This window comes from Streptomyces stelliscabiei, from assembly GCF_014873495.1.
Classification (GTDB): domain Bacteria; phylum Actinomycetota; class Actinomycetes; order Streptomycetales; family Streptomycetaceae; genus Streptomyces; species Streptomyces bottropensis.
The window spans coordinates 3,814,516-3,836,616 of the sequence record NZ_JADBGF010000001.1 but is presented as its reverse complement, the minus strand read 5'-3'; the positions used below and the strand labels follow the sequence as shown (position 1 = coordinate 3,836,616).

Here is a 22,101-nt window from a genome sequence, read left to right as displayed (position 1 = left end):
CTCTTCGGTCAGTCTCCATCCAGATCAGGCCAGGCCCAGCCGAAGGCCTAGTGTCATGATCACCTTAAATGATCTCCTGTTCGCGCCTCAGAACCGACCTCTGAGACGGAACGAAAGGATCATGACGTGAAGGTAAGGCGCTTCCTGGCCGCCCTGGGTGTGGCCGCAGCGGCGGGGATCGTGCCGGTGGCCGCGGCTGGCACGGCGCACGCTGATGCGTTCGACTGTGTCGAGTACCTCAAGGACAAGGGGTACAGAGTCGGCCCGGTGGTAACCAGCGCATGCGGTTATCACAGCGTCATCGGATTCAATCCGGTCTGCATAGTCAAACTGCAGGACGTTGGTGTGAGGGCGGGACACGCGAACAGGGCATGCACATTGGCCTGAGGCCTTGAGGCCGGTCGGCTTGCGCCAGAGGCCAGAAGCGACGGAGGGGCACCCCGAGTCGGGTGCCCCTCGTGCGTGGGAGAGCTGTCAGACCGCGACGCGAACTTCCTTGCGGAGCTTGGCGGCGGTCTCGGCGGCCTCGTTCGGGTCCGTCGACTTGCCCGCTGCGAGATCCGAGTACTCCATGGGCATCACGAAACCCAGAGTGCTGTGGTCGCCCCAGACGCAGTAGACCAGGTTCATCTCGCTCGGTCCGCCGCTCGTCGTGTCGCCCTCGTCCAGCTTCCCCTTCGCCTTCTGGCACTTCATGACGGCGCCGTCGAGCGAGTCCGGTGTGTACTCCTCCGCATCGCCGACGAAGGTGATGTCGTTCTTCGTGGCCTCTTCCTTCTGCATGGCGAGGAAGCTGTCGACCGCCTTCTCCGGGTCCTCGATCTCGCCGTAGACGCCGCCGTAGTTGATCATCTTTCCGGCCAGGGGGTTGCTCTTGTCCCCCGACTGGTAGTTGGCGCTGACATCCTTGGGGTTCTTGATGCCGAAGGCCTCGGCCTTCTTCAGCTCCTCGTCGGTCATCTCGTCGCCGGACTCGCCGGACTTCTTGTAGTCCCCGAGCACCGTCGCCGGCGTAGTCAGCTTGTGCGGGCCGTCGTCCGCGATGTCCGCGCTCCCGCTTCCGCCGAGGACGAGGTACGCGCCCACCGCCACCGCCGCCACCACGGCGACCGCGCCCAGGATGATGCCGACCTTCTTGCCGCCGCCGCCCGAGGGGACCGGCGGCTGGGGGACGGTCGGGTAGGGCTGCTGGCCGTAGGGGGCCTGGGGCTGGCCGTAGGGCGGGGTCTGGGGCGGGACGCCCTGGGGGGCCTGCTGGGGGTACCCGTAACCCGGCTGCGCCGGCGGCGCCTGCTGGGGGTGGCCGTAGCCGGGCTGGGGGGCGGCCTGCGGCGGCTGCTGGCCGTAGGGGCCCGGCTGGCCGTACGGTCCGGGCTGCTGGGGCTGCCCGCCGTACGGGCCCGGCTGGTTGTAGCTCATGTTCTGGGTTCCCCTCCAGATGCTTATGTGTTCCTGACATCCTGGCGCAATCTCGATGGGTCCCACGCACCGGGGGGCACACCGTTACGGAAGAATCGGGTTTCGGGACCACCCCGTGACACCCCTAAACTGAGCGGGTGACCGAGAACGCTCAGCAGCAGCCTCCAGCGCCCGCCACCGATCTGCCGACCCAGTACGCGCCGGCCGATGTAGAGGGGGCGCTGTACGAGCGCTGGGTAGAGCGTGGTTACTTCGCGGCCGACGCCAAGAGCGACAAGCCCGCGTACACCATCGTCATCCCGCCGCCGAACGTCACCGGCAGCCTGCACCTCGGGCACGCCTTCCAGCACACCCTCATGGACGCCCTGACCCGGCGTAGGCGCATGCAGGGGTACGAGTCGCTGTGGCTCCCCGGCATGGACCACGCCGGCATCGCCACGCAGAACAAGGTCGAGCAGCAGCTCGCCGAGGAGGGCAAGTCCCGCCACGACTTGGGACGCGAGGAGTTCGTCGAGCGCGTCTGGCAGTGGAAGGAGGAGTACGGCGGCAAGATCCTCGGCCAGATGCGACGGCTGGGCGACGGCGTCGACTGGGACCGTGAGCGGTTCACCATGGACGAAGGACTGTCCAAGGCCGTCCAGACCATCTTCAAGCGGCTCTACGACGACGAGTTGATCTACCGCGCCGAGCGCATCATCAACTGGTGTCCCCGCTGTCTCACCGCGATCTCCGACATCGAGGTCGAGCACCAGGAGGACGCCGGCGAGCTGGTCTCCATCCGGTACGGCGAGGGCGAGGACTCCCTCGTCGTCGCCACCACCCGCGCCGAGACGATGCTCGGCGACACCGCCGTCGCCGTCCACCCGGACGACGAGCGGTACCGGCACCTCATCGGCAAGCTGATCAAGCTGCCGCTGACCGATCGCAGCATCCCGGTCGTCGCGGACACCCACGTCGACCCCGAGTTCGGCACGGGCGCGGTCAAGGTGACCCCCGCCCACGACCCGAACGACTTCGCGATCGGCCAGCGCCACGACCTGCCGTCCATGACGATCATGGACGAGCACGGTGTCATCACCGTCCACGGCCCCTTCCTCGGTCAGGACCGCTTCGAGGCCCGCTCGGCCGTCGTCGGCGCGCTGCGCTCACAGGGCCGCATCGTCGCCGAGAAGCGCCCGTACACCCACTCCGTCGGCCACTGCTCGCGCTGCAAGACCACGGTCGAGCCGCGGCTGTCCATGCAGTGGTGGGTCAAGGTCGCGCCCCTGGCCAAGGCGGCAGGTGACGCCGTCCGCGACGGCCGGGTCAAGATCCACCCCGAGGACATGTCGAAGCGCTACTTCGACTGGGTCGACAACATGTACGACTGGTGCATCTCGCGCCAGCTGTGGTGGGGCCACCGCATCCCGGTCTGGTACGGCCCCGACGGCGAGACGGTCTGCGTCGGTCCCGACGAGCAGCCGCCCGGCACGGAGGCCGAGGGCTGGACCCAGGACACCGACGTCCTGGACACCTGGTTCTCCTCCGGCCTGTGGCCGTTCTCCACGCTCGGCTGGCCCGAACAGACCGAGGACCTGCGGAAGTTCTACTCCACCGACGTCCTCCTCACCGGCCACGACATCATCTTCTTCTGGGTCGCCCGGATGATGATGTTCGGCCTCTACGCCATGGACGGCGAGGTCCCCTTCAAGACCATCGCCCTGACCGGCCTGGTCCGCGACGAGCGTGGCAAGAAGATGTCGAAGTCCTTCGGCAACGTCGTCGACCCGCTCGACTGGATGGACAAGTACGGCTCCGACGCGCTCCGCTTCACCCTCGCGCGCGGCGCCAACCCGGGCACCGACGTCCCGATCGGCGAGGACTGGGTCCAGGCCTCCCGCAACTTCGCCAACAAGATCTGGAACGCCACCCGCTTCGCGCTGATGAACGGCGCGACGGTCCAGGGCCCGCTCCCGGAGGCGTCGAAGCTCTCGGCGACCGACCGCTGGATCCTCGCCCGCCTCAACGAGACGGTCGCGCAGGTCGACGCGTACTACGAGGACTTCCAGTTCGCCAAGCTCAGCGACGCCCTGTTCCACTTCGCGTGGGACGAGGTCTTCGACTGGTACGTCGAGCTGTCCAAGACGACGTTCCAGGCGGGCGGCGAGGCGGCCGAGGTCAGCCAGCGCGTCCTGGGCGAGGTCCTGGACGTCACGCTGCGTCTCCTGCACCCGGTCGTCCCGTTCGTCACGGACACCCTGTGGACGACGCTGACCGGCGGCGAGTCCCTCGTCATCGCCGAGTGGCCCAAGGCCGTGTCCGTTCCTGGCGCTGACGCACCGGGCGGCTTCCGCGACGACGCCGCCGAGCGCGAGATCGAGCTGGTCCAGCAGGTCGTCACCGAGGTCCGCCGCTTCCGTGCCGACCAGGGCCTCCAGCCCGGCCAGCGCGTCCCGGCCCGCCTCACGCTCGACGGTACGGCCCTGGCACCTCACGAGGCCGCGATCCGTCAGCTCCTGCGCCTCCAGCCCGAGGGCGAGGGCTTCTCGGCGACCGCGACCCTGCCGGTGGCGGGCGCCGAGGTCGCGCTCGACCTCTCCGGCGTCATCGACGTCGCCGCCGAGCGCAAGCGCCTCGCGAAGGACCTCGCGGCGGCCGAGAAGGAGAAGGCCCAGGCCACCGCCAAGCTCGGCAACGAGGCGTTCCTCGCCAAGGCCCCGGACAACGTGGTGGACAAGATCCGCGGGCGCCTGGCGAAGGCGGACGAGGACATCGCCCGCATCGCCGCGCAGCTGGACCGGCTGCCGCAGGCGTAGCCGTTCGCAGGTGTGGGAGACCCCCGGTGCTCTTGGGGCACCGGGGGTTTCCGCCTGCCGGGGGCAGGGGGCGCTTGCCGGGCGCCGCCTGCGCCTGCCCGTGCCGCCCAGCGGCACGCCTGCCCGCGGTCGTGGAGGGCGGGGAAAGGGCGCAGCCCTTCCAGGGGCGCGGGGAACTGCGCGATCAGCCACCATCCACCCGCGGCCGCCCCCACAACGCGTACCCCCGAGCTGTGAGGCTCCCCCAGCGCGGCGGAGCCCGACTCGTAGACTGACCCCGTGAGCGAACGCAGTGACACGCAGCCCGACCCGATCGACCCGTTCGAGGAGATCATCGCCGCGGAGACCGACAGGGATCCCGACCTCGCGGTGATCGAGGCCGGCAGCCGCACCCTGCGCACCCGGGGCGGCGCGTCGCAGGACGACGTCCCGTCCCGCCCCACCGACCCGGCCGTCGACAAGGCACTGCGCGCGGTCGAGACCGACCTCGCGACCCGCTGGGGCGAGACCAAGCTGGAGCCCTCGGTCACCCGGATCGCCGCGCTGATGGACGTCCTGGGCGAGCCGCAGCGGTCGTACCCCTCCATCCACATCACCGGCACCAACGGCAAGACCTCCACCGCCCGTATGATCGAGGCCCTCCTCGGCGCCTTCGAGCTGCGCACCGGCCGGTACACCTCCCCGCACGTGCAGTCGATCACCGAGCGCATCAGCCTCGACGGCGCCCCGATCTCCGCCGAGCGGTTCATCGAGACGTACGAGGACGTCAAGCCGTACATCGAGATGGTCGACTCCCAGCAGGAGTACCGGCTGTCCTTCTTCGAGGTGCTGACCGGCATGGCGTACGCCGCCTTCGCGGACGCGCCCGTGGACGTGGCCGTCGTCGAGGTCGGGATGGGCGGCACCTGGGACGCCACCAACGTCATCGACGGGGACGTGGCCGTCGTCACCCCCATCGACCTCGACCACACCGACCGGCTCGGGACGACCCCCGCCGAGATCGCCCTGGAGAAGGCCGGGATCGTCAAGCAGGACGCGACCGTGATCCTGGCGCAGCAGTCGGTGGACGCGGCGCAGGTGATGCTGAAGAAGGCCGTGGAGGTCGACGCGACGGTGGCCCGCGAGGGCCTGGAGTTCGGTGTCGTCGGGCGGCAGGTGGCGGTCGGCGGGCAGATGCTGACCCTGCGCGGCCTCGGTGGCGAGTACCCCGAGGTCTATCTCCCGCTGCACGGCCCGTACCAGGCGCACAACGCGGCCGTGGCCCTCGCCGCGGTCGAGGCGTTCTTCGGTGTCGGCTCGCAGCGCCCGGAACCCCTCGACCTGGACACGGTCCGCAAGGCGTTCGCGTCGGTCTCCTCACCGGGACGCCTCGAAGTCGTGCGCCGGTCCCCGACCGTCGTGCTCGACGCCGCCCACAACCCGGCGGGCGCGCGGGCCACGGCCGAGGCGGTCGGCGAGGCGTTCGACTTCAGCCGGCTCATCGGTGTGGTCGGTGCCAGCGGCGAAAAGGACGTACGGGGTCTCCTGGAGGCCTTCGAGCCGATCTTCGCCGAGGTCGTGATCACGCAGAACACCAGCCACCGGGCGATGGACGCCGACGAACTGGCCGGGATCGCGGTCGAGGTGTTCGGGGAGGAGCGGGTGCAGGTCGAGCCGAGGCTGCCCGACGCCCTGGAGGCGGCGATCACGCTCGCCGAGGAGGAGGGCGAGTTCGCGGGCGGTGGCGTCCTCGTCACCGGTTCCGTCATCACCGTCGGCGAGGCCCGGCTGCTGCTGGGGAAGGGCTGAGTTCCACGATGCGTACCCTCTGTGCTTCGACCCTGATCGGCGAGTTCTTCGTGATCGGCTTCGCGGGTCTGGTCGCCATGAAGGATCCCGAGCTGGCCGTGTCGACGGTCTGGACGGTCAGCGGCGTCGCCATGTTCCTGTGCGTCCTGCTGTGCGGCCTCGTCACCCGGCCCGGCGGCGTCCAGCTCGGCTGGGCCCTGCAGATCGCGCTGATCCTCTCCGGTTTCTTCGTCCCGACCATGTTCTTCATGGGCGCGGTCTTCGCCGCCCTGTGGTGGGCGTCGGTCCACTACGGGCGGAAGGTCGACGAGGCGAAGGCCCGGTTCGCGGCCCAGGCGGCCACCGAGGCCGGCGCCGGAGCCTCCTGAGCCGGGTCGAGCCGGGCAGAGGCCCGGGGCAGCCCGGTCCTCCTGACGCTGCGTAACACCGGGGCGGAGGCGCCCTGTAGCCTCTGAGCTCCGCACCCGTGTGAATTGAAGGAGTCACCACCGTGAGCCAGCGCACCCTCGTCCTGCTCAAGCCCGACGCCGTCCGGCGTGGCCTGACCGGCGAGATCATCAGCCGTATCGAGCGGAAGGCCGGCTGGCAGATCACCGCGCTGGAGCAGCGGACCCTGGACCAGGACACGCTGGAGCAGCACTACGGCGAGCACAAGGGCAAGCCGTTCTACGAGCCGCTCGTCGCGTTCATGGCCTCCGGACCGGTCGTCGCGCTGATCGTCGAGGGCGAGCGCGTCATCGAAGGGGTGCGGGCGCTGGCCGGCCCGACCGACCCGATCGCCGCGCAGCCCGGTTCCATCCGGGGCGACTACGGCGTGATCGTGCGGGAGAACCTGATCCACGCGTCGGACTCGGAGGAGTCCGCCGAGCGCGAGGTGAAGATCTTCTTCCCCGGGCGCGCGTAGCGACCCGCGCGACGGCGGGGGCCGGTGATCCGTCCCGTCCCCGCCGCCCTTACTCTTCTCGCGACACTCGGCCACCACCCACCCGGCCTACACCGGCTGACCAGCCGTCCCGCGCGAAATCCGGCCGTACAACGGCATATGCGCGGCGATCGGGGGAACGCGCACCCCCGATGGATCGTCTCCAGAGGCGAGGCGACGCATCGCATGCCCACAATGGCGAAGACCCTCGCGCAGTGTTCGTGCGGGCGAGACTACGATGTAAGCCTTCACGTCACAGCACCCACTTCGCCGACCCGAAAAGCCTGAAAAGCTCTCAAAAGCCGTCAGCGCTCCACGTGGGAAGGCCACACGAATCCTGATGGGGAACTCAATGTCGTTCATCGGCCGTGACATGGCTGTCGACCTCGGGACCGCCAACACGCTGGTGTACGTCAGGGGTCGCGGGATCGTACTGAACGAGCCGTCCGTCGTCGCGATCAACACCAACACCGGTGGAATTCTCGCGGTCGGCGCGGAGGCCAAGAAGATGATCGGGCGGACGCCCGGCAACATCGTTGCCGTACGTCCGCTGAAGGACGGTGTCATCGCCGACTTCGAGATCACCGAGCGGATGCTCCGCTACTTCATCCTGAAGATCCACAAGCGGCGGTATCTCGCCCGTCCCCGGGTCGTCGTCTGCGTGCCGTCCGGCATCACCGGTGTCGAGCGCCGCGCCGTCATCGAGGCGTCCTCCCAGGCGGGCGCCCGTCAGGTGCACATCATCGAGGAGCCCATGGCCGCGGCCATCGGCTCCGGCCTGCCGGTCCACGAGGCCACGGGCAACATGGTGGTGGACATCGGCGGCGGCACCACGGAGGTCGCGGTCATCTCCCTCGGCGGCATCGTCACCGCCCAGTCCATCCGCGTCGCGGGCGACGAGTTGGACAACGCGATCATCCAGCACATCAAGAAGGAGTACTCACTCCTTCTGGGTGAGCGGACGGCCGAACAGATCAAGATCACGATCGGTTCGGCGTACGACCTCGACGCTGACGAGCACACCGAGATCCGCGGCCGGGACCTGGTGTCCGGGCTGCCCAAGACCGTCGTCATCTCCGCGGGGGAAGTGCGGAAGGCGATCGAGGAACCCGTCAACGCCATCGTCGATGCCGTCAAGACGACCCTCGACAAGTGCCCGCCGGAACTCTCCGGCGACATCATGGACCGCGGCATCGTCCTGACCGGTGGTGGCGCCCTGCTCCGCGGTCTCGACGAGCGGCTGCGCCGGGAGACCGGAATGCCGATCCACATCGCCGAGGACCCGCTGGACAGCGTGGCGCTCGGCTCCGGCAAGTGCGTCGAGGAGTTCGAGGCGTTGCAGCAGGTGCTCGACGCCCAGCCCCGCAGATGAAGTAACACTTCGATTCCGCCGTACGGGACGTTCTCTTCTCGTGCGGCGGATCGTTGATATCGAGGCATAAGCTCCGACAAAGCGCCCCTGTCGTTCCCGTCTCGGGATTCTCAGGGGCTACCCGAATTCCCCCATTCCTGTCGAATTCCTATGAGGAAGGCACGGCCGCCGCACGTGAGGGACACACGAGAGAGCCGGCTGCTCCTGGTGCTGCTGATCGCCGTCGCGTTCGCGCTGATCACGGTCGACATCCGCGGCGGGGAGGACTCACCGGTCGACGGTGCCCGACGTGGAGCCGCCACCGTCTTCGGCCCGATCGAGGACGGCGTGTCGACCGCCGTCGACCCCATCGGCAACGCCATAAGCGCCGTCCGTGACTCCGGCTCCCGCCACGACCGCCTCGCCGCGCTGGAGAAGGAGAACGCCGAACTGAAGGCGTCCCTCGGCAGCGACGACCGCAACCGCAGCCGGAGCAAGCAGCTCGACAAGATCCTCAGGACCGCGGCCAACGGCCGGTACGGCATCAAGGGCGCCGAGGTCATCGCCATAGGAGCGGCCCAGGGCTTCTCCTGGACGGTCACCATCGACATCGGCAGCGACGACGGCATCACCCGCGACATGACCGTCCTCAACGGCGACGGGCTCGTCGGCCGCGTCACCACCGTCGGACCCAACACCGCCACCGTGCTCCTCGCCAACGACCCCGACTTCACCGTCGGCACCCGTATGGAGTCCACCGACGAACTCGGTTTCGCCTCCGGCCAGGGCGACCGCCCGCTGCGCGTCGAACTCCTCAACGGCAAGGCCAAGGTGAAGGCGGGCGACCGCCTCGTCACCTTCGGCTCCCAGGCCGACAAGCCGTTCGTGCCGGGCGTCCCGGTCGGCCTCGTCTCCCGCGTCGACCCCTCCGGCGGCGACCTCACCCGCACGATCTACGTCAAGCCGTTCGTCTCCTTCACCCGGCTCGACATCGTCGGCGTCGTCGTCCAGCCGCCCCGCAAGGACCCGCGCGACACCGTCCTGCCGAACAGGCCGAAGGCCACGCCCACCCCGACCGTGACGGTGACGGTCACCCCGGGCGCGGACGACCTCGCCGAAGGCGCCGACGGACAGCCGCAAGAGCAGTAGACGTAGGACAGTAGGAGCTGACCCCCTGATGCGCTTCAACCGGATGCTGCTCTCCACCACCCTGGTGATCGTCGCCCTGGTGATCCAGGTGAGCGTCCTCGCCAGACTCCATCTCCCGGGCGCCGTACCGGACCTGGTGCTCCTCACCGTGCTCGGCCTCGCCCTGGTCTACGGCCATGTCGGCGGCGCCCTCATCGGCTTCGGCGCCGGGCTGCTGTCCGACCTCGCGCCACCCGCCGACCACGCGGCCGGGCGGTACGCCCTCGTCCTCTGCGTCATCGGCTACCTCGCCGGCCTGGCGAAGCCCGAGACGGGCCGTCTGAAGTCGGCGACCGGCCCCATGGCCGTGGTCGTCGTGGCCGCCCTCGGCGCGACCCTGCTGTACGCCGGTGTCGGCGCCCTCGTCGGCGACGACGCGGCCCGCCATGTCGGGCTGTCCAGCCTGCTGTTCACCGCCGCGCTCTACGACCTGCTGCTCGCACCGTTCGTCGTGCCCGGCGTCATGGCGCTCGCCCGCCGCGCCGACAACAACCCGCTCGCCGAGACGGGCGGCGCCGCCAAGACCTCCGACGTCGCCTCCGGCTGGCTCTCCTCCGGCACCGGACTGCGTATCGGCAGCCAGCGCGGAGGACTGCGGATGAAGGCCGCGCGCTCACGGGCGGCCAGGGCGGGGCGCATCAAGGGGGTCAAGCGGCTGTGACGGCAGGGCACCCGGCACCCGGGACGGACGAGGGAACCGATCACCGCCGAGCGGTGTACCCCATGTACCGGCACCACGCGCACCACCCGTACGGGCGGCATCCGTACAAGCAGCATTCGTACGAGCAGCATCCGTTCGCGCTGCATCCGTTCGCGCACCACCTGTCCGCGCGCTGAGAGGGGGAGACAGGCAGTGACCAACATCCCGGAGACCGGGCGGACCCCACGGGTCCAGATCCGGCTCGTCATCATCCAGATCCTCGTCTTCTCCCTCCTCGGCACCCTCGGCGGCCGCCTCTGGTACCTGCAGATCCGTGAAGGCGACGCCTACGCCAAGGAGGCCTCCGGCAACCACGTCCAGCAGGTCGTCCAGCCCGCCGTGCGCGGCTCGATCCTGGACGCCCGCGGAGTGCCCATCGCCGACAACGAGACCCGGCTGGTCGTCTCCGCCTCCCGCACCGACCTGCTGAAGATGGACGACGACGGCAAGGCCGTCCTCACCAAGCTCGCCGGTGTCCTGGACATGAAGCCCCAGGACGTCATGGACAAGGTCCGCCTCTGCGACTCCGAGACCCCCCAGCCCTGCTGGAACGGCTCGCCCTACCAGCCCATCCCCATCACCGACGAGGCCACCGCCAAGCAGGCCCTGCAGATCCGCGAGCGCTCCGAGGACTTCCCCGGCATCACCGCCGAGCCCCAGGCCGTCCGCCGGTACGCCAGCCCCGGCGGCTCCAAGACCTCGCAGGTCCTCGGCTACCTCTCGCCGGTCACCGACGAGGAGATCACCAAGGCCCAGGACACCGACTCGCCGTACCTGCGCTCCGACCAGGTCGGCCGCTCCGGCCTGGAGCGCCAGTACGACAAGGAGCTGCGCGGCAAGGCCGGCGTCACCCGCTACGAGGTCGACAACCTCGGCCGCGTCATCGGTGAGGCCGAGGCCGACCCCGCCCAGCCCGGTGCCAACCTGGTCACCAGCGTCGACGCCCGCGTGCAGCGCATCGCCGAGTACGAACTCAACGAGGCGATGAAGGAAGCCCGCAAGCAGAACGACCGCAACACGGGCACGAACTACAAGGCCGACTCCGGCGCCGTCGTCGTGATGGAGGCCAAGACCGGCCGCGTCGTCGCCATGGCCTCCAACCCGGACTACGACCCCAACGCCTGGGTCGGGGGCATCTCCGCCAAGGACTACGCCAGACTCACCGGCAAGAAGTCCAACTACCCCCTGCTGAACCGCGCGATCCAGGGCCAGTCGGCCCCCGGCTCCATCTTCAAGGTGGTCCCGACCGCCGCCGCGGTCAACGCCGGCTACTCCTTCAACGGCCCCTACGAATGCTCCAGTTCGTACTCGATCGGCGGCCAGGTCTTCAAGAACTTCGAGTCCCAGAGCCACGGCGGAATCAGCCTCGGCAAGGCGCTTGAGGTGTCCTGCGACACCGTCTTCTACCGCCTCGCCCACGAGGAGTGGAAGCGCGACGGAGGCATCAAGCCCAAGAAGGGCGCCAACAACTGGTTCTACAAGACCGCCCACCAGTTCGGCCTCGGCGCCGAGACCGGCATCGACCTGCCCAACGAGGTCACCGGCCGCATCCCGGACCGCAAGTGGAAGCTGGACTACTGGAAGGCCAACAAGGACGCCTGGTGCAAGTACGGCAAGAAGGGCGGCACGTACGCCGAGCAGATCGCGTACGAGAACTGCCTCGAAGGCAACCGCATGCGCGCCGGTGACTCCGTCAACTACTCCATCGGCCAGGGCGACACCCTCGTCACCCCCATCCAGATGGCCACCATCTACGCGGCCATCTCCAACGGCGGCACCCTCTACGACCCCACCGTCGGCAAGGCCGTCATCAGCGCCGACGGCAAGCGTGTGCAGGAGATCGCCCCCAAGTCGCACGGCAAGCTGCCGATGACGAAGAAGACCCACGACGAGATAGACGAAGCCCTCGAAGGAGTCGCGACCCGCGGTACGGCAGCCTGGCGCTTCCAGGGCTGGCCGCAGGACAAGATCCCCATGCACGCCAAGACCGGTACGGCCGAGGTCTACGGCAAGCAGACGACGTCCTGGTTCGCCACCTACACCAAGGACTACTCGATCGTCATGACGATCTCCCAGGGTGGTACGGGCTCCGGCGCCTCGGCCCCCGCCGTGCGCAAGCTGTACAACGCGCTGTACGGCGTCTCCGAGGACGGCAAGATCGACAAGAGGAAGGCGCTGCTGCCCACCCCGCAGAAGGGCCTGCCGAAGATCGAGTCCGACGGCTCCATCGACAGCCCGAAGATCGGCACCTACCCGCCGAAGAAGACCGAGAAGGACGCCGCGGAGGACGGCACCCAGACCGTCGCCGCCGGGCCGCTCGCCCAGCCCGTGTCCTTCGACGGCCCGCCGGCGATCGTGAGCACGCGCGGCGGCAGCGGCAACCGGGCGGCGCGACGGCGTACCGGCTGCGGGCGCGCCCCGAAGGGGCGCGGGGAACCGTGCGACCAGCCACGACGACGTCGAAGCCGACCGACGACGGCGTATCCCGGCACCCCCGGCGGAGCGCTCACGCGGAGGAGGTCCGTATGACCGGCAACAGCTTCTCCGTCTCCGGGTACGGGCCCGAGCGCTCCGGGTGGACCCGGCTGTTCGCCCGTGACTCGCTCGCCCGCCGGCTCGACTGGCCGATACTGTTCTCGGCCATCGCGCTCTCCCTGATCGGCGCCGCCCTCGTCTACTCGGCCACCCGCAACCGCACCGAACTCAACCAGGGCGACCCGTACTACTTCCTTTTCCGGCACCTGCTCAACACCGGCATCGGCTTCGCCCTGATGATCGGCACGGTCTGGCTGGGACACCGCACCCTGCGCACGGCCGTCCCGATCCTGTACGGCATCTCGCTCCTGCTGATCCTGCTGGTGTTGACCCCGCTGGGCGCGACGATCAACGGCGCCCACGCCTGGATCGTCATCGGCGGTGGCTTCTCGCTCCAGCCCTCCGAGTTCGTGAAGATCACGATCATCCTGGGCATGGCGATGCTGCTGGCGGCCCGGGTGGACGCGGGCGACAAGGCCCACCCCGACCACCGCACGGTCGTGCAGGCCCTCGGCCTCGCCGCCGTGCCGATACTGATCGTCCTGCTGATGCCCGACCTCGGCTCGGTCATGGTCATGGTGGTCATCCTGCTGGGCGTCCTGCTCACCTCCGGCGCGTCCAACCGGTGGGTCCTCGGCCTCATCGGCACGGGCGCGATGGGCGCGATCGCCGTCTGGCAGCTCGGCGTGCTCGACGAGTACCAGATCAACCGCTTCGCCGCCTTCGCCAACCCCGAACTCGACCCGGCCGGCGTCGGCTACAACACCAACCAGGCCCGCATCGCCATCGGCTCCGGCGGACTGCTCGGCACCGGGCTGTTCAAGGGCTCGCAGACCACCGGACAGTTCGTGCCCGAGCAGCAGACCGACTTCGTCTTCACCGTGGCGGGGGAGGAACTGGGGTTCGTGGGCGCCGGACTGATCATCCTGCTGCTCGGTGTCGTCCTGTGGCGTGCGTGCCGCATCGCCCGCGAGACCACCGAGCTGTACGGCACGATCGTCGCCGGCGGCATCATCGCCTGGTTCGCCTTCCAGGCCTTCGAGAACATCGGAATGACCCTCGGCATCATGCCGGTGGCGGGACTGCCCCTGCCCTTCGTGTCGTACGGCGGATCGTCGATGTTCGCGGTGTGGGTGGCGGTGGGACTGCTGCAGTCCATCCGGGTGGAGCGGCCGATGTCCGCCTAGGGCTCGCGCCGCCCCGGGGCGGGCTTCCGCGCTCCTGCCGGAGCACGGTGGTCTGCCCCTTTGCCTGAAGCAGGACTAGATTCATTTCATGGCGGACATCAAGCGTGAGATCGAGCGGAAGTACGAGTCCGACGAGAGCGGCCTGCCCGATCTCACCGGAGTGGCCGGGGTCGCGACCGTCATGGACAAGGGTGTGGCGGAGCTGGACGCCGTCTACTACGACACCCCCGACGAACGCCTGGCCGCCGCCTCCATCACCCTGCGCCGCCGCACGGGAGGCAGCGACGCCGGCTGGCATCTGAAGCTCCCCGTCTCGGCGGGTGTACGGGACGAGATCCGGGCCCCGCTGTCCGACACGCTGCCGCACGAACTCAAGGGACTCGTGCGCTCCCGGGTCAGGGGAGCCGAACTGGTCCCGCTGGTCCGCCTCCTCTCCACACGCGACGTCAGTGAACTCCTCGACGCGAACGGCGCCCTCCTCGCCGAGGTCAGCGTCGACGCCGTGGTCGCCGAGCGGCTCACCGAGGACGGCCGGACCTCCCAGTGGTCCGAGATCGAGGTGGAACTCGCCGACGACGGCGACCCCGCCTTCCTCGACAAGGTCGACAAGAAGCTGCGCAAGGCCGGTGTACGGCCTTCGGACTCGCCCTCGAAACTGGCCAGGGCACTGAAGGAGACGGCACCGAAGAAGGGCGGAAAGAAGAACCGGAAGAAGGCTGGGGCGGCGGCTCCGGGCGAGCCCGTCACCCCCGGGGATCATGTTCTCGCCTACGTCCGCGCCCAGCGTGACGCGATCGTCGAGCTCGATCCCGCCGTCCGCCGGGACGTCTTCGACTCCGTCCACAGCATGCGGGTCGCCACCCGCCGACTGCGCAGCACCTTCAAATCGTTCGGGAAGGTGCTTGACCGGACCGTCACGGACCCGATCGGCGAGGAGCTGAAGTGGCTCGCGGGGGAGCTGGGCGTCGACCGAGACCACGAGGTTCTGACGGAACGGCTCACCGAGGCGCTGGACGGCCTCCCCGAGAGCCTGGTGACGGGCCCGGTCCACGCACGGCTGCGCGCCTGGTCGCGGAAGGACGGCGGTACCGGCCCCCGGAGCGAACTGATCGAGGCACTGGACGGAGAGCGGTATCTGGAGCTGCTGGAGTCCGTCGACGCCGTGATCGCGGACCCGCCGCTGCTCGCGGCCGCCGAGGGCGATCCCGAGAAGGTGATCACCAAGGCGGTCAGGAAGGACTTCGCCAAGGTGGCGGCCCTGGTGGAGGAGGCCCTGGCACAGCCGTCCGGCGCGGACCGCGACCTCGCCATGCACGAGGCCCGCAAGAAGACCAAGCGCACCCGGTACGCGGCCGAAGCGGCACACCCCCTGCTGGGCAAGCCGGCCAAGGCACTCGTCAAGGACATGAAGTCCCTGCAGAGCCTCCTCGGCGACCACCAGGACAGCGTGATGGCCCGCGAGGTCCTGCGCGACCTCGCCCACCAGGCCCACGCGGCACCGGGGGAGAGCGCCTTCACGTACGGACTGCTGTACGGCAGGGAGGAACGGCGGGCGGAGCTGGCGGAGGAGGCGCTGCCGGAGACGTGGGCGAAGGTCAGCGCGGACATGTCGTTCTGAGGTCGGGCGCACCGGCCGTCCGCCGGTCCACCGGTAAACGGGCGTGCGAGGGGTGTCTCCGGGGGCGTTACGCTAGATGGTCACCCCCCGTCCGCTCACGAAGGTAACCCCCGCGATGTCTGTCGAGTCGGTCTTCCCACAGCTCGAGGCCCTGCTGCCGCATGTGCAGAAGCCGATCCAGTACGTGGGCGGTGAGCTCAACTCCACCGTCAAGCCCTGGGAGTCCAGCGACGTCCGCTGGGCGCTCATGTACCCGGACGCGTACGAGGTCGGTCTGCCCAACCAGGGCGTCATGATCCTCTACGAGGTGCTGAACGAGCGCGAGGGCGTCCTGGCCGAGCGCACGTACAGCGTCTGGCCGGACCTGGAGGCGCTGATGCGGGAGCACGGCGTCCCGCAGTTCACCGTCGACAGCCACCGCCCGGTGAAGGCCTTCGACGTGTTCGGTCTGTCCTTCTCCACGGAGCTGGGCTACACCAACATGCTGACCGCGCTGGACCTGGCCGGGATCCCCCTGGAGTCCAGGAACCGCACGCTCGACGACCCGATCGTGCTGGCCGGCGGCCACGCGGCCTTCAACCCCGAGCCGATCGCCGACTTCATCGACGCGGCGATCATCGGCGACGGCGAGCAGGCCGTGCTCGACATGACCGAGATCATCCGCGCCTGGAAGGCGGAGGGCCGGCCCGGTGGTCGCGAGGAGGTCCTCTTCCGCCTCGCCAAGACCGGATCGGTGTACATCCCGGCGTTCTACGACGTGGAGTACCTCCCCGACGGCCGCATCGGCCGCGTCGTACCGAACAGGTCCGGTGTCCCGTGGCGGGTGTCCAAGCACACCGTCATGGACCTGGACGAGTGGCCCTACCCCAAGCAGCCCCTGGTCCCGCTCGCCGAGACGGTCCACGAGCGCATGTCGGTGGAGATCTTCCGCGGTTGCACCCGTGGCTGCCGCTTCTGCCAGGCGGGCATGATCACTCGCCCGGTCCGTGAGCGTTCCATCACGGGCATCGGCGAGATGGTCGAGAAGGGCCTCAAGGCGACGGGCTTCGAGGAGGTCGGCCTCCTCTCCCTCTCCTCCGCCGACCACAGCGAGATCGGCGACATCGCCAAGGGCCTCGCGGACCGGTACGAGGAGGACAAGATCGGTCTGTCCCTCCCCTCGACCCGCGTGGACGCCTTCAACGTCGACCTGGCGAACGAACTGACCCGCAACGGCCGTCGCTCCGGCCTCACCTTCGCGCCCGAGGGCGGCTCCGAGCGCATGCGCAAGGTCATCAACAAGATGGTCTCGGAGGAGGACCTGATCCGGACCGTCTCCACCGCGTACGGCAACGGCTGGCGCCAGGTGAAGCTGTACTTCATGTGCGGCCTGCCGACGGAGACGGACGAGGACGTCCTCCAGATCGCCGACATGGCGATGAAGGTGATCGCCGAGGGCCGCAAGGTCTCCGGCCAGAACGACATCCGCTGCACCGTGTCGATCGGCGGATTCGTCCCGAAGCCCCACACGCCGTTCCAGTGGGCTCCGCAGCTCTCCGCGGAGGAGACGGACGCCCGTCTCGAAAAGCTCCGCGACAAGATCCGCGGCGACAAGAAGTACGGCCGCTCCATCGGCTTCCGCTATCACGACGGCAAGCCCGGCATCGTCGAGGGCCTGCTGTCCCGCGGCGACCGCCGCATCGGCGCCGTCATCCGCGCCGTCTACGAGGACGGCGGCCGCTTCGACGGCTGGCGCGAGCACTTCTCCTACGACCGCTGGATGGCCTGCGCCGACAAGACCCTCCCGGCCTTCGGCGTCGACGTCGACTGGTACACCACCCGCGAGCGCACCTACGAGGAGGTCCTCCCCTGGGACCACCTGGACTCCGGCCTCGACAAGGACTGGCTCTGGGAGGACTGGCAGGACGCCCTCGACGAGACCGAGGTCGAGGACTGCCGCTGGACCCCGTGCTTCGATTGTGGGGTGTGTCCGCAGATGGACACCTCCATCCAGATCGGCCCGACGGGGAAGAAGCTGCTGCCGCTGTCGGTCAAGCAGCCGGTGGGGAGCGGGCAGCACAGCCACTGAACCTCACGGTCATGGACGTGGAACGGTCATGGCGTGAGGGAGCTGGATCGTGAGGGGTGTCCGGAGGGTCGGGTCGGCCGACCTCCGGGCACCCCTGTTCGTGTGCTGCTTACCGGCCGGTCACGCGGGGTGTGACGGTGGAGCCGCCGTTGATGATGCTGTCCGCGGGCTGGAGTTCGACCCTGTACCAGGGGCGCGGGTTGCCCTGGGCGTCGTCGCAGTTCAGGGTGGCGTGCGGCGTGGTGTCGACCGGCACGCAGGTGGTCTCCCAGATCTGGCCCACGGTGGTGACGAGGTTGAACTTGACGAGGCCCTTGTCGGCGCTCGTGTGGTCGCCCTTGTTCTGACCCTTGCCCTCGCCGTGGTCCTGCCCGGAGCCGTTCGTGCCGGTGCTCTGGGTGTGACCTTGGCTCTGGCTCTGGCTCTGGCTCTCGCTCTGGCTCTGGCCCTGGTACTGACCCTGGCCCTGCCCCTGCCCCTGCCCTTGGCCCTGGCCCTGCCCTTGGCCCTGGCTCTGCCCTTGGCCCGTGTTCTGGGCGTGGTCCTGGCTCTGGCCCGTGCTCTGGCTGTGCCCGGTGCTCTGACTGTGCTCCGCGCTTTGGCTGTGTCCCGTGCTCTGACCGTGGTCCTGCCCGGTGTCCGTGCCCGTCTCCTTCTGCCCGTGGCCGGTGTAGGAGTGGGTGTTGACGGAGACGCCGCAGGCGTAGCCGACGTCGCGGCCCTGTGAATCACGGCCGCCCGAGGGGAAGTTGGGGTGGGTGCTGAGGTCGGTCCACAGGAAGGGGTGGGCGGTCGCGCCCGTCAGGTCGCGGATGCCCGCGAAGACCCGTCCCTCGGTCAGTACGACCCGGAACTCGAGCTTCTTCGAGTCCTGCACCGCGTCGATGTCGGAGCAGGGGCCGGCGGGTCCGGTCGCCCCGGTCGCGCCCGTGGCTCCGGTGACACCGCCCGCGGGCCCGGTGGGTCCGGTCGGGCCGGCGATGCCGTCGGCGCCTGTGGGTCCGGTCGGGCCGGCGATGCCGTCGGCGCCTGTGGGTCCGGTCGGGCCGGCGATGCCGTCGGCGCCTGTGGGTCCGGTCGGGCCGGCGATGCCGTCGGCGCCTGTGGGTCCGGTCGGGCCGGCGATGCCGTCGGCGCCTGTGGGTCCGGTCGGGCCGGCGATGCCGTCGGCGCCCGTCGGTCCGGTCGGACCCGTGATGCCGTCCGCGCCGGTGGGTCCGGTCGGACCCGTGGCGCCGGCCTCGCCGGTGTCGCCCTGGGGGCCGGTCTCCCCTTGGGGGCCGGTGTCGCCTTGGGGGCCGGTCTCGCCTCTGGGGCCCGTGGCGCCGGTCGCTCCTGGAGGGCCGGTCGGGCCGGTGGGACCGTCGGGACCTTCCTCGCAGTGGTCGTCGTTGCCACCGAGGGCCGCGGTGCGGTCGCGGTCCCCCTCGTCGTGCCAGTCGGGCGACGAATCGTCGTGGTCGGCCTGCTGCCCGCCGTGCTCGTCGTGGTGCTGGCCGTGATCCTCGGAGGGAGGGCACTCCTCGTCGTCGGCCCTCGTCAGGGTGGAGTGGTCGGACATGCTGCGTGTGGTCGCGACGGCGGGGGCGGCCAGACCGGCTGTCACCACCAGCGCGAGCGAGGCAAAGGTGCTGACCTTGGTGATCCTGTCGCGAGCCAGCGGGCCTATCAGCGAGATCGTCCTGCGCTCAGGACTCATCTATGTGCTCCTTGTTTCAACCGGTTTGGGGCTTTTCCCCTCACTCGATCGTGAGCCTCACCCCTGTCCACCGAGCCGACCAGCGCGCTGGACCGGACGGGGACGTAGATCATCAAGTCGGCGTAACCGGGCGTCCCGGGTGGGCTAATTCGACGGCGTCGGCAGTCGTTTGTGAGATATGAGGAGGTATGTCGCGCAGCCGCTCGGGCAGCGTTCCAACGTCCCCGGGACCGGTGAGGCCGTGAAGCCGCAGACCATCTGCCTCTGCATGATCGTCAAGAACGAGGCCCGGGTGATCGAGCGCTGCCTCGCCTCCGTGCGCCCCCTGATCGACACCTGGGTCATCTCCGACACCGGCTCGACGGACGGTACGCAGGACCTGATCCGCGAGGCGCTGGAGGGCATCCCGGGCGAACTCCACCAGGACCCGTGGGTCGACTTCGGGCACAACCGGACGCGGAACATCCAACACGCCCGGGGCAGAGCCGACTTCCTGCTCACCATCGACGCCGACCACGTACTGCGCCAGGACGCGCCACTGCCCCGGCTGACGGCCACCTCGTACATGCTGCGCTACGACACCCCGGGCACCCAGCACCGCTTCAAGCACCTGATGCGGGGGGACCGGCTGTGGCGCTACGAGGGCGTCACCCACGAGTACCCGTGCACCGACGGGCCCGACGTCCAGGAGAACCTGGACGCGATCGTCATCGAGGACCATGCCGACGGCGGCTGCCGCGGCGACAAGTTCGAGCGCGACGCGCGTCTGCTCAGGCGCGAACTCGACCGCGACCCCACCAACCCCCGCACCGTCTTCTACCTCGCCAACACCGAACGCGACCTGGGCCACGCGCGCGAGGCGATCGCCCTGTACGAGCGGCGCGCGGAGATGGGCGGCTGGGGCGAGGAGGTGTACTGCTCGCTGCTCGAAGCGGGCCTTCTCCGAGCGGAGAAGGAGGAGGACTGGCCGGGAGCCATGGACGCGCTCTCGCGGGCCTGGGAGGCACGCCCCGAGCGGCTGGAGGCCTGTTACGAGTTGGCCTCCCGGCTGCGGCTGCGCCGCCGCTACCACACGGCGTACGCCCTCCTCGTCGACGTCGTCGACCGGCCCGCCCCGGACGACCTCCTCTTCACCAGGCCCTGGGTCTACCGCTGGGGCCTGCTGTTCGAGTTCTCCATCGATGCCCACTGGGTGGGTGACCACGCCGGGGCCCTGCGGGCGTGCGACCGTCTGCTGGCCATGCGGGACCTGCCCGAGCACGTCCGCCGCCAGGTGGAGAGCAACCGGGAGTTCTCCGCCCCCCACGCCTCCCGGGGGCAACTGTCCGCCGTGGTGCGCCGCCCCGAGGCCCCCCGGGCCGGCGGGTCGGCCGAGTCCGCCAAGCCCGCCGAGTCCGCCGAGTCCGCCAAGCCCGCCGAGTCCGCCAAGCCCGCCGAGTCCGACAAGTCAGCGGGGGCTTCCGGGCGCAGGCGGTAGCGGCCTTTTCGGCCGATCCACCCGGGCACGGGCGTGGGGACACGCGTGCGAACGGCGTGGAAGGTGCAGCCGCGTAGTCGCATCCGTACGGGCCGCTGAGGCGTCTACGTCGTCATGGACCTGGAGAAGAGGCCCCCTGTCCGGCCGTCGGCCGAGCCTCCGGCGGCGCGCCCGCCCGAGCGGCAGCGCCCGCCCGAGGGACACCAGGCGCCCGAGCGACAGCAGGCGCCCGAGGGATGCCTCACGGCCGCGATCCGGATTCCCGTGCGGATCGTCGTGCTCGTCCTCGTCGTGCCGGTGCGGATGGTGTGGGACGTGCTCGTGGTGGTCGGCCGGTTCCTGAGGGACGCCGTGGGGCGGCCGTTGGGGCGGGCGTCGCTGTGGGTCGCCAGGGCCGTCCTCGTCCGGCCGTGGGTGGCGCTGTGGCGCTACGCCGTCGTGCCGGCCGCCCAGGGGCTCGGGTGGCTCGGGCACCGGCTGCTGGTCGTGCCGGCGGTATGGGTGTACCGGTATGCGCTGACGCCCGTGGGGCATGCGGTCGCCTGGGCGTTCGCCGGGACGTGGGGCGCGGTCGTCCTGCTGGCCGGTGGGCTCCGGGCGGGGCTCGGGTGGCTGTACCGGTGGACGCTGGCGCCGTTCGGGCGGGGCATCGCGTGGCTGGCCAGGGGAATCGGGGCCGGGACCGTCGCCGTCGCGGTCGCGCTGTTCACGGCCCTGGCCTGGCTGGCGCGGTACCTCCTCGTCGTGCCGGCGGTGTGGGTGTACCGGTATGCGCTGACCCCCGTGGGACACGCGATGGCGTGGGCGGCCCGGGGCGCCGGGTGGCTCATGCGGATGGTCTTCACCGGGATCTGGCTCGGGTTCTCCTGGACGGCACGCGTGCTGCTCGTGGTGCCCGCGCTCGCCGTGTGGCGGTGGGTGCTGGTACCGGTCGGGCGGATGCTCGCCGTCGTGGGCCGGGAGCTGGGGGACGCCCTCGGACACGCCTGGCGCGTGGCCGGGCGCCTCTCGCGCGCCGTGGGGCGGTTCCTGGCCGGTTTCGTCCGGTGGCTCCTCGTCGACCCGGCGCGGTGGCTGTACCGGACCGTGCTCACACCCGCCGGCCATGTCGTGCGGGACGCCGTGTGGAAGCCGGCCACGGCGGCCGCTCGCGCTGTGGGCAGTGCCTCGCGGCAGGCCTGGGCCACCGCCCGCGAGTCCGCCCGCCAGGCCCGCGCCGCCGTGCGCTCGGCACTCCTCGGGCGGCCGGCGGAGCCGAAGCCCGTCCCCGGGCGGGAACCGGCGGCCGCCGGGGCACGTACTCTTGGTAGAAGTACGACCGCTCTCACGAAGGACTGAACGACACTGGGCAAGC

The 22,101-nt window shown here is 70.0% G+C and carries 16 protein-coding genes; 14 read left to right on the top strand and 2 right to left on the bottom strand.

The genetic code is table 11. From position 1 onward, the window contains the following. The first annotated feature begins 126 nt into the window (after positions 1–126). The gene (locus tag H4687_RS16935; RefSeq protein ID WP_050398215.1) at positions 127–387 is read left to right on the top strand and encodes a hypothetical protein; all 261 of its coding nucleotides are present in this window, start codon (positions 127–129) and stop codon (positions 385–387) included. A gap of 87 nt (positions 388–474) precedes the next feature. On the opposite strand, the gene H4687_RS16930 is transcribed toward H4687_RS16935, so the two are convergent. Beyond that, complete coding sequence (locus H4687_RS16930; RefSeq protein ID WP_050398216.1) at positions 475–1,419, bottom strand: hypothetical protein; 945 nt, start codon at positions 1,417–1,419, stop codon at positions 475–477. A gap of 137 nt (positions 1,420–1,556) precedes the next feature. On the opposite strand from H4687_RS16930, the gene H4687_RS16925 reads away from it, so the two are divergent. From H4687_RS16925 to H4687_RS16875, 11 genes are all read left to right on the top strand, one after another. Next, complete coding sequence (locus tag H4687_RS16925; RefSeq protein WP_050398217.1) at positions 1,557–4,214, top strand: valine--tRNA ligase; 2,658 nt, start codon at positions 1,557–1,559, stop codon at positions 4,212–4,214. Positions 4,215–4,493: 279 nt separating this feature from the next. Then, positions 4,494–6,002: a bifunctional tetrahydrofolate synthase/dihydrofolate synthase gene (folC, locus tag H4687_RS16920; RefSeq protein ID WP_046916654.1), complete on the top strand. Its 1,509-nt coding sequence runs from the start codon at positions 4,494–4,496 to the stop codon at positions 6,000–6,002. 8 nt (positions 6,003–6,010) lie between these two features. After that, positions 6,011–6,370, top strand: a complete 360-nt coding sequence (locus tag H4687_RS16915; RefSeq protein WP_046916655.1) for a DUF4233 domain-containing protein — start codon at positions 6,011–6,013, stop codon at positions 6,368–6,370. 122 nt (positions 6,371–6,492) lie between these two features. Further along, complete coding sequence (ndk, locus tag H4687_RS16910; RefSeq protein ID WP_005479351.1) at positions 6,493–6,906, top strand: nucleoside-diphosphate kinase; 414 nt, start codon at positions 6,493–6,495, stop codon at positions 6,904–6,906. 370 nt (positions 6,907–7,276) lie between these two features. Beyond that, on the top strand, positions 7,277–8,296 hold the full coding sequence (locus H4687_RS16905; RefSeq protein ID WP_005479350.1) for a rod shape-determining protein: 1,020 nt from the start codon (positions 7,277–7,279) through the stop codon (positions 8,294–8,296). A gap of 174 nt (positions 8,297–8,470) precedes the next feature. Continuing rightward, positions 8,471–9,424: a rod shape-determining protein MreC gene (gene mreC, locus H4687_RS16900; RefSeq protein ID WP_020115442.1), complete on the top strand. Its 954-nt coding sequence runs from the start codon at positions 8,471–8,473 to the stop codon at positions 9,422–9,424. Between the two features lie 28 nt (positions 9,425–9,452). Continuing rightward, complete coding sequence (gene mreD / locus H4687_RS16895; RefSeq protein ID WP_046916656.1) at positions 9,453–10,124, top strand: rod shape-determining protein MreD; 672 nt, start codon at positions 9,453–9,455, stop codon at positions 10,122–10,124. A gap of 192 nt (positions 10,125–10,316) precedes the next feature. Continuing rightward, positions 10,317–12,692: a penicillin-binding protein 2 gene (gene mrdA / locus H4687_RS16890; RefSeq protein ID WP_046916657.1), complete on the top strand. Its 2,376-nt coding sequence runs from the start codon at positions 10,317–10,319 to the stop codon at positions 12,690–12,692. Beyond that, positions 12,689–13,885: a rod shape-determining protein RodA gene (rodA, locus tag H4687_RS16885; protein WP_046916658.1), complete on the top strand. Its 1,197-nt coding sequence runs from the start codon at positions 12,689–12,691 to the stop codon at positions 13,883–13,885. The genes mrdA and rodA overlap by 4 nt, the downstream gene beginning before the upstream one ends. 88 nt (positions 13,886–13,973) lie before the next feature. Next, complete coding sequence (locus tag H4687_RS16880; RefSeq protein WP_046916659.1) at positions 13,974–15,503, top strand: CYTH and CHAD domain-containing protein; 1,530 nt, start codon at positions 13,974–13,976, stop codon at positions 15,501–15,503. Between the two features lie 115 nt (positions 15,504–15,618). Beyond that, complete coding sequence (locus tag H4687_RS16875; RefSeq protein ID WP_046916660.1) at positions 15,619–17,571, top strand: TIGR03960 family B12-binding radical SAM protein; 1,953 nt, start codon at positions 15,619–15,621, stop codon at positions 17,569–17,571. Between the two features lie 109 nt (positions 17,572–17,680). On the opposite strand, the gene H4687_RS16870 is transcribed toward H4687_RS16875, so the two are convergent. Beyond that, positions 17,681–19,270, bottom strand: coding sequence for a collagen-like domain-containing protein (locus tag H4687_RS16870; RefSeq protein ID WP_225966716.1), 1,590 nt, complete (start codon positions 19,268–19,270; stop codon positions 17,681–17,683). 178 nt (positions 19,271–19,448) lie between these two features. Here H4687_RS16870 and H4687_RS16865 point away from each other — a divergent pair, with 178 nt between their 5' ends. Both H4687_RS16865 and H4687_RS16860 read left to right on the top strand, forming a co-directional pair. After that, positions 19,449–20,747 (top strand): glycosyltransferase, encoded by a 1,299-nt coding sequence (locus H4687_RS16865; protein WP_225966715.1) that lies wholly within the window; start codon positions 19,449–19,451, stop codon positions 20,745–20,747. Positions 20,748–20,861: 114 nt separating this feature from the next. Further along, positions 20,862–22,085: a hypothetical protein gene (locus H4687_RS16860; protein ID WP_107082362.1), complete on the top strand. Its 1,224-nt coding sequence runs from the start codon at positions 20,862–20,864 to the stop codon at positions 22,083–22,085. Positions 22,086–22,101 lie beyond the last annotated feature (16 nt).

Coding starts and splice junctions, on each gene's coding strand:
- H4687_RS16875 (WP_046916660.1), top strand. CDS start 15,619: ATGTCTGTCGAGTCGGTCTTCCCACAGCTCGAGGCCCTGCTGCCGCAT.
- H4687_RS16930 (WP_050398216.1), bottom strand. CDS start 1,419: ATGAGCTACAACCAGCCGGGCCCGTACGGCGGGCAGCCCCAGCAGCCC.
- H4687_RS16915 (WP_046916655.1), top strand. CDS start 6,011: ATGCGTACCCTCTGTGCTTCGACCCTGATCGGCGAGTTCTTCGTGATC.
- mreD (WP_046916656.1), top strand. CDS start 9,453: ATGCGCTTCAACCGGATGCTGCTCTCCACCACCCTGGTGATCGTCGCC.
- H4687_RS16905 (WP_005479350.1), top strand. CDS start 7,277: ATGTCGTTCATCGGCCGTGACATGGCTGTCGACCTCGGGACCGCCAAC.
- H4687_RS16880 (WP_046916659.1), top strand. CDS start 13,974: ATGGCGGACATCAAGCGTGAGATCGAGCGGAAGTACGAGTCCGACGAG.
- H4687_RS16860 (WP_107082362.1), top strand. CDS start 20,862: ATGGACCTGGAGAAGAGGCCCCCTGTCCGGCCGTCGGCCGAGCCTCCG.
- rodA (WP_046916658.1), top strand. CDS start 12,689: ATGACCGGCAACAGCTTCTCCGTCTCCGGGTACGGGCCCGAGCGCTCC.
- H4687_RS16870 (WP_225966716.1), bottom strand. CDS start 19,270: ATGAGTCCTGAGCGCAGGACGATCTCGCTGATAGGCCCGCTGGCTCGC.
- H4687_RS16865 (WP_225966715.1), top strand. CDS start 19,449: ATGAGGAGGTATGTCGCGCAGCCGCTCGGGCAGCGTTCCAACGTCCCC.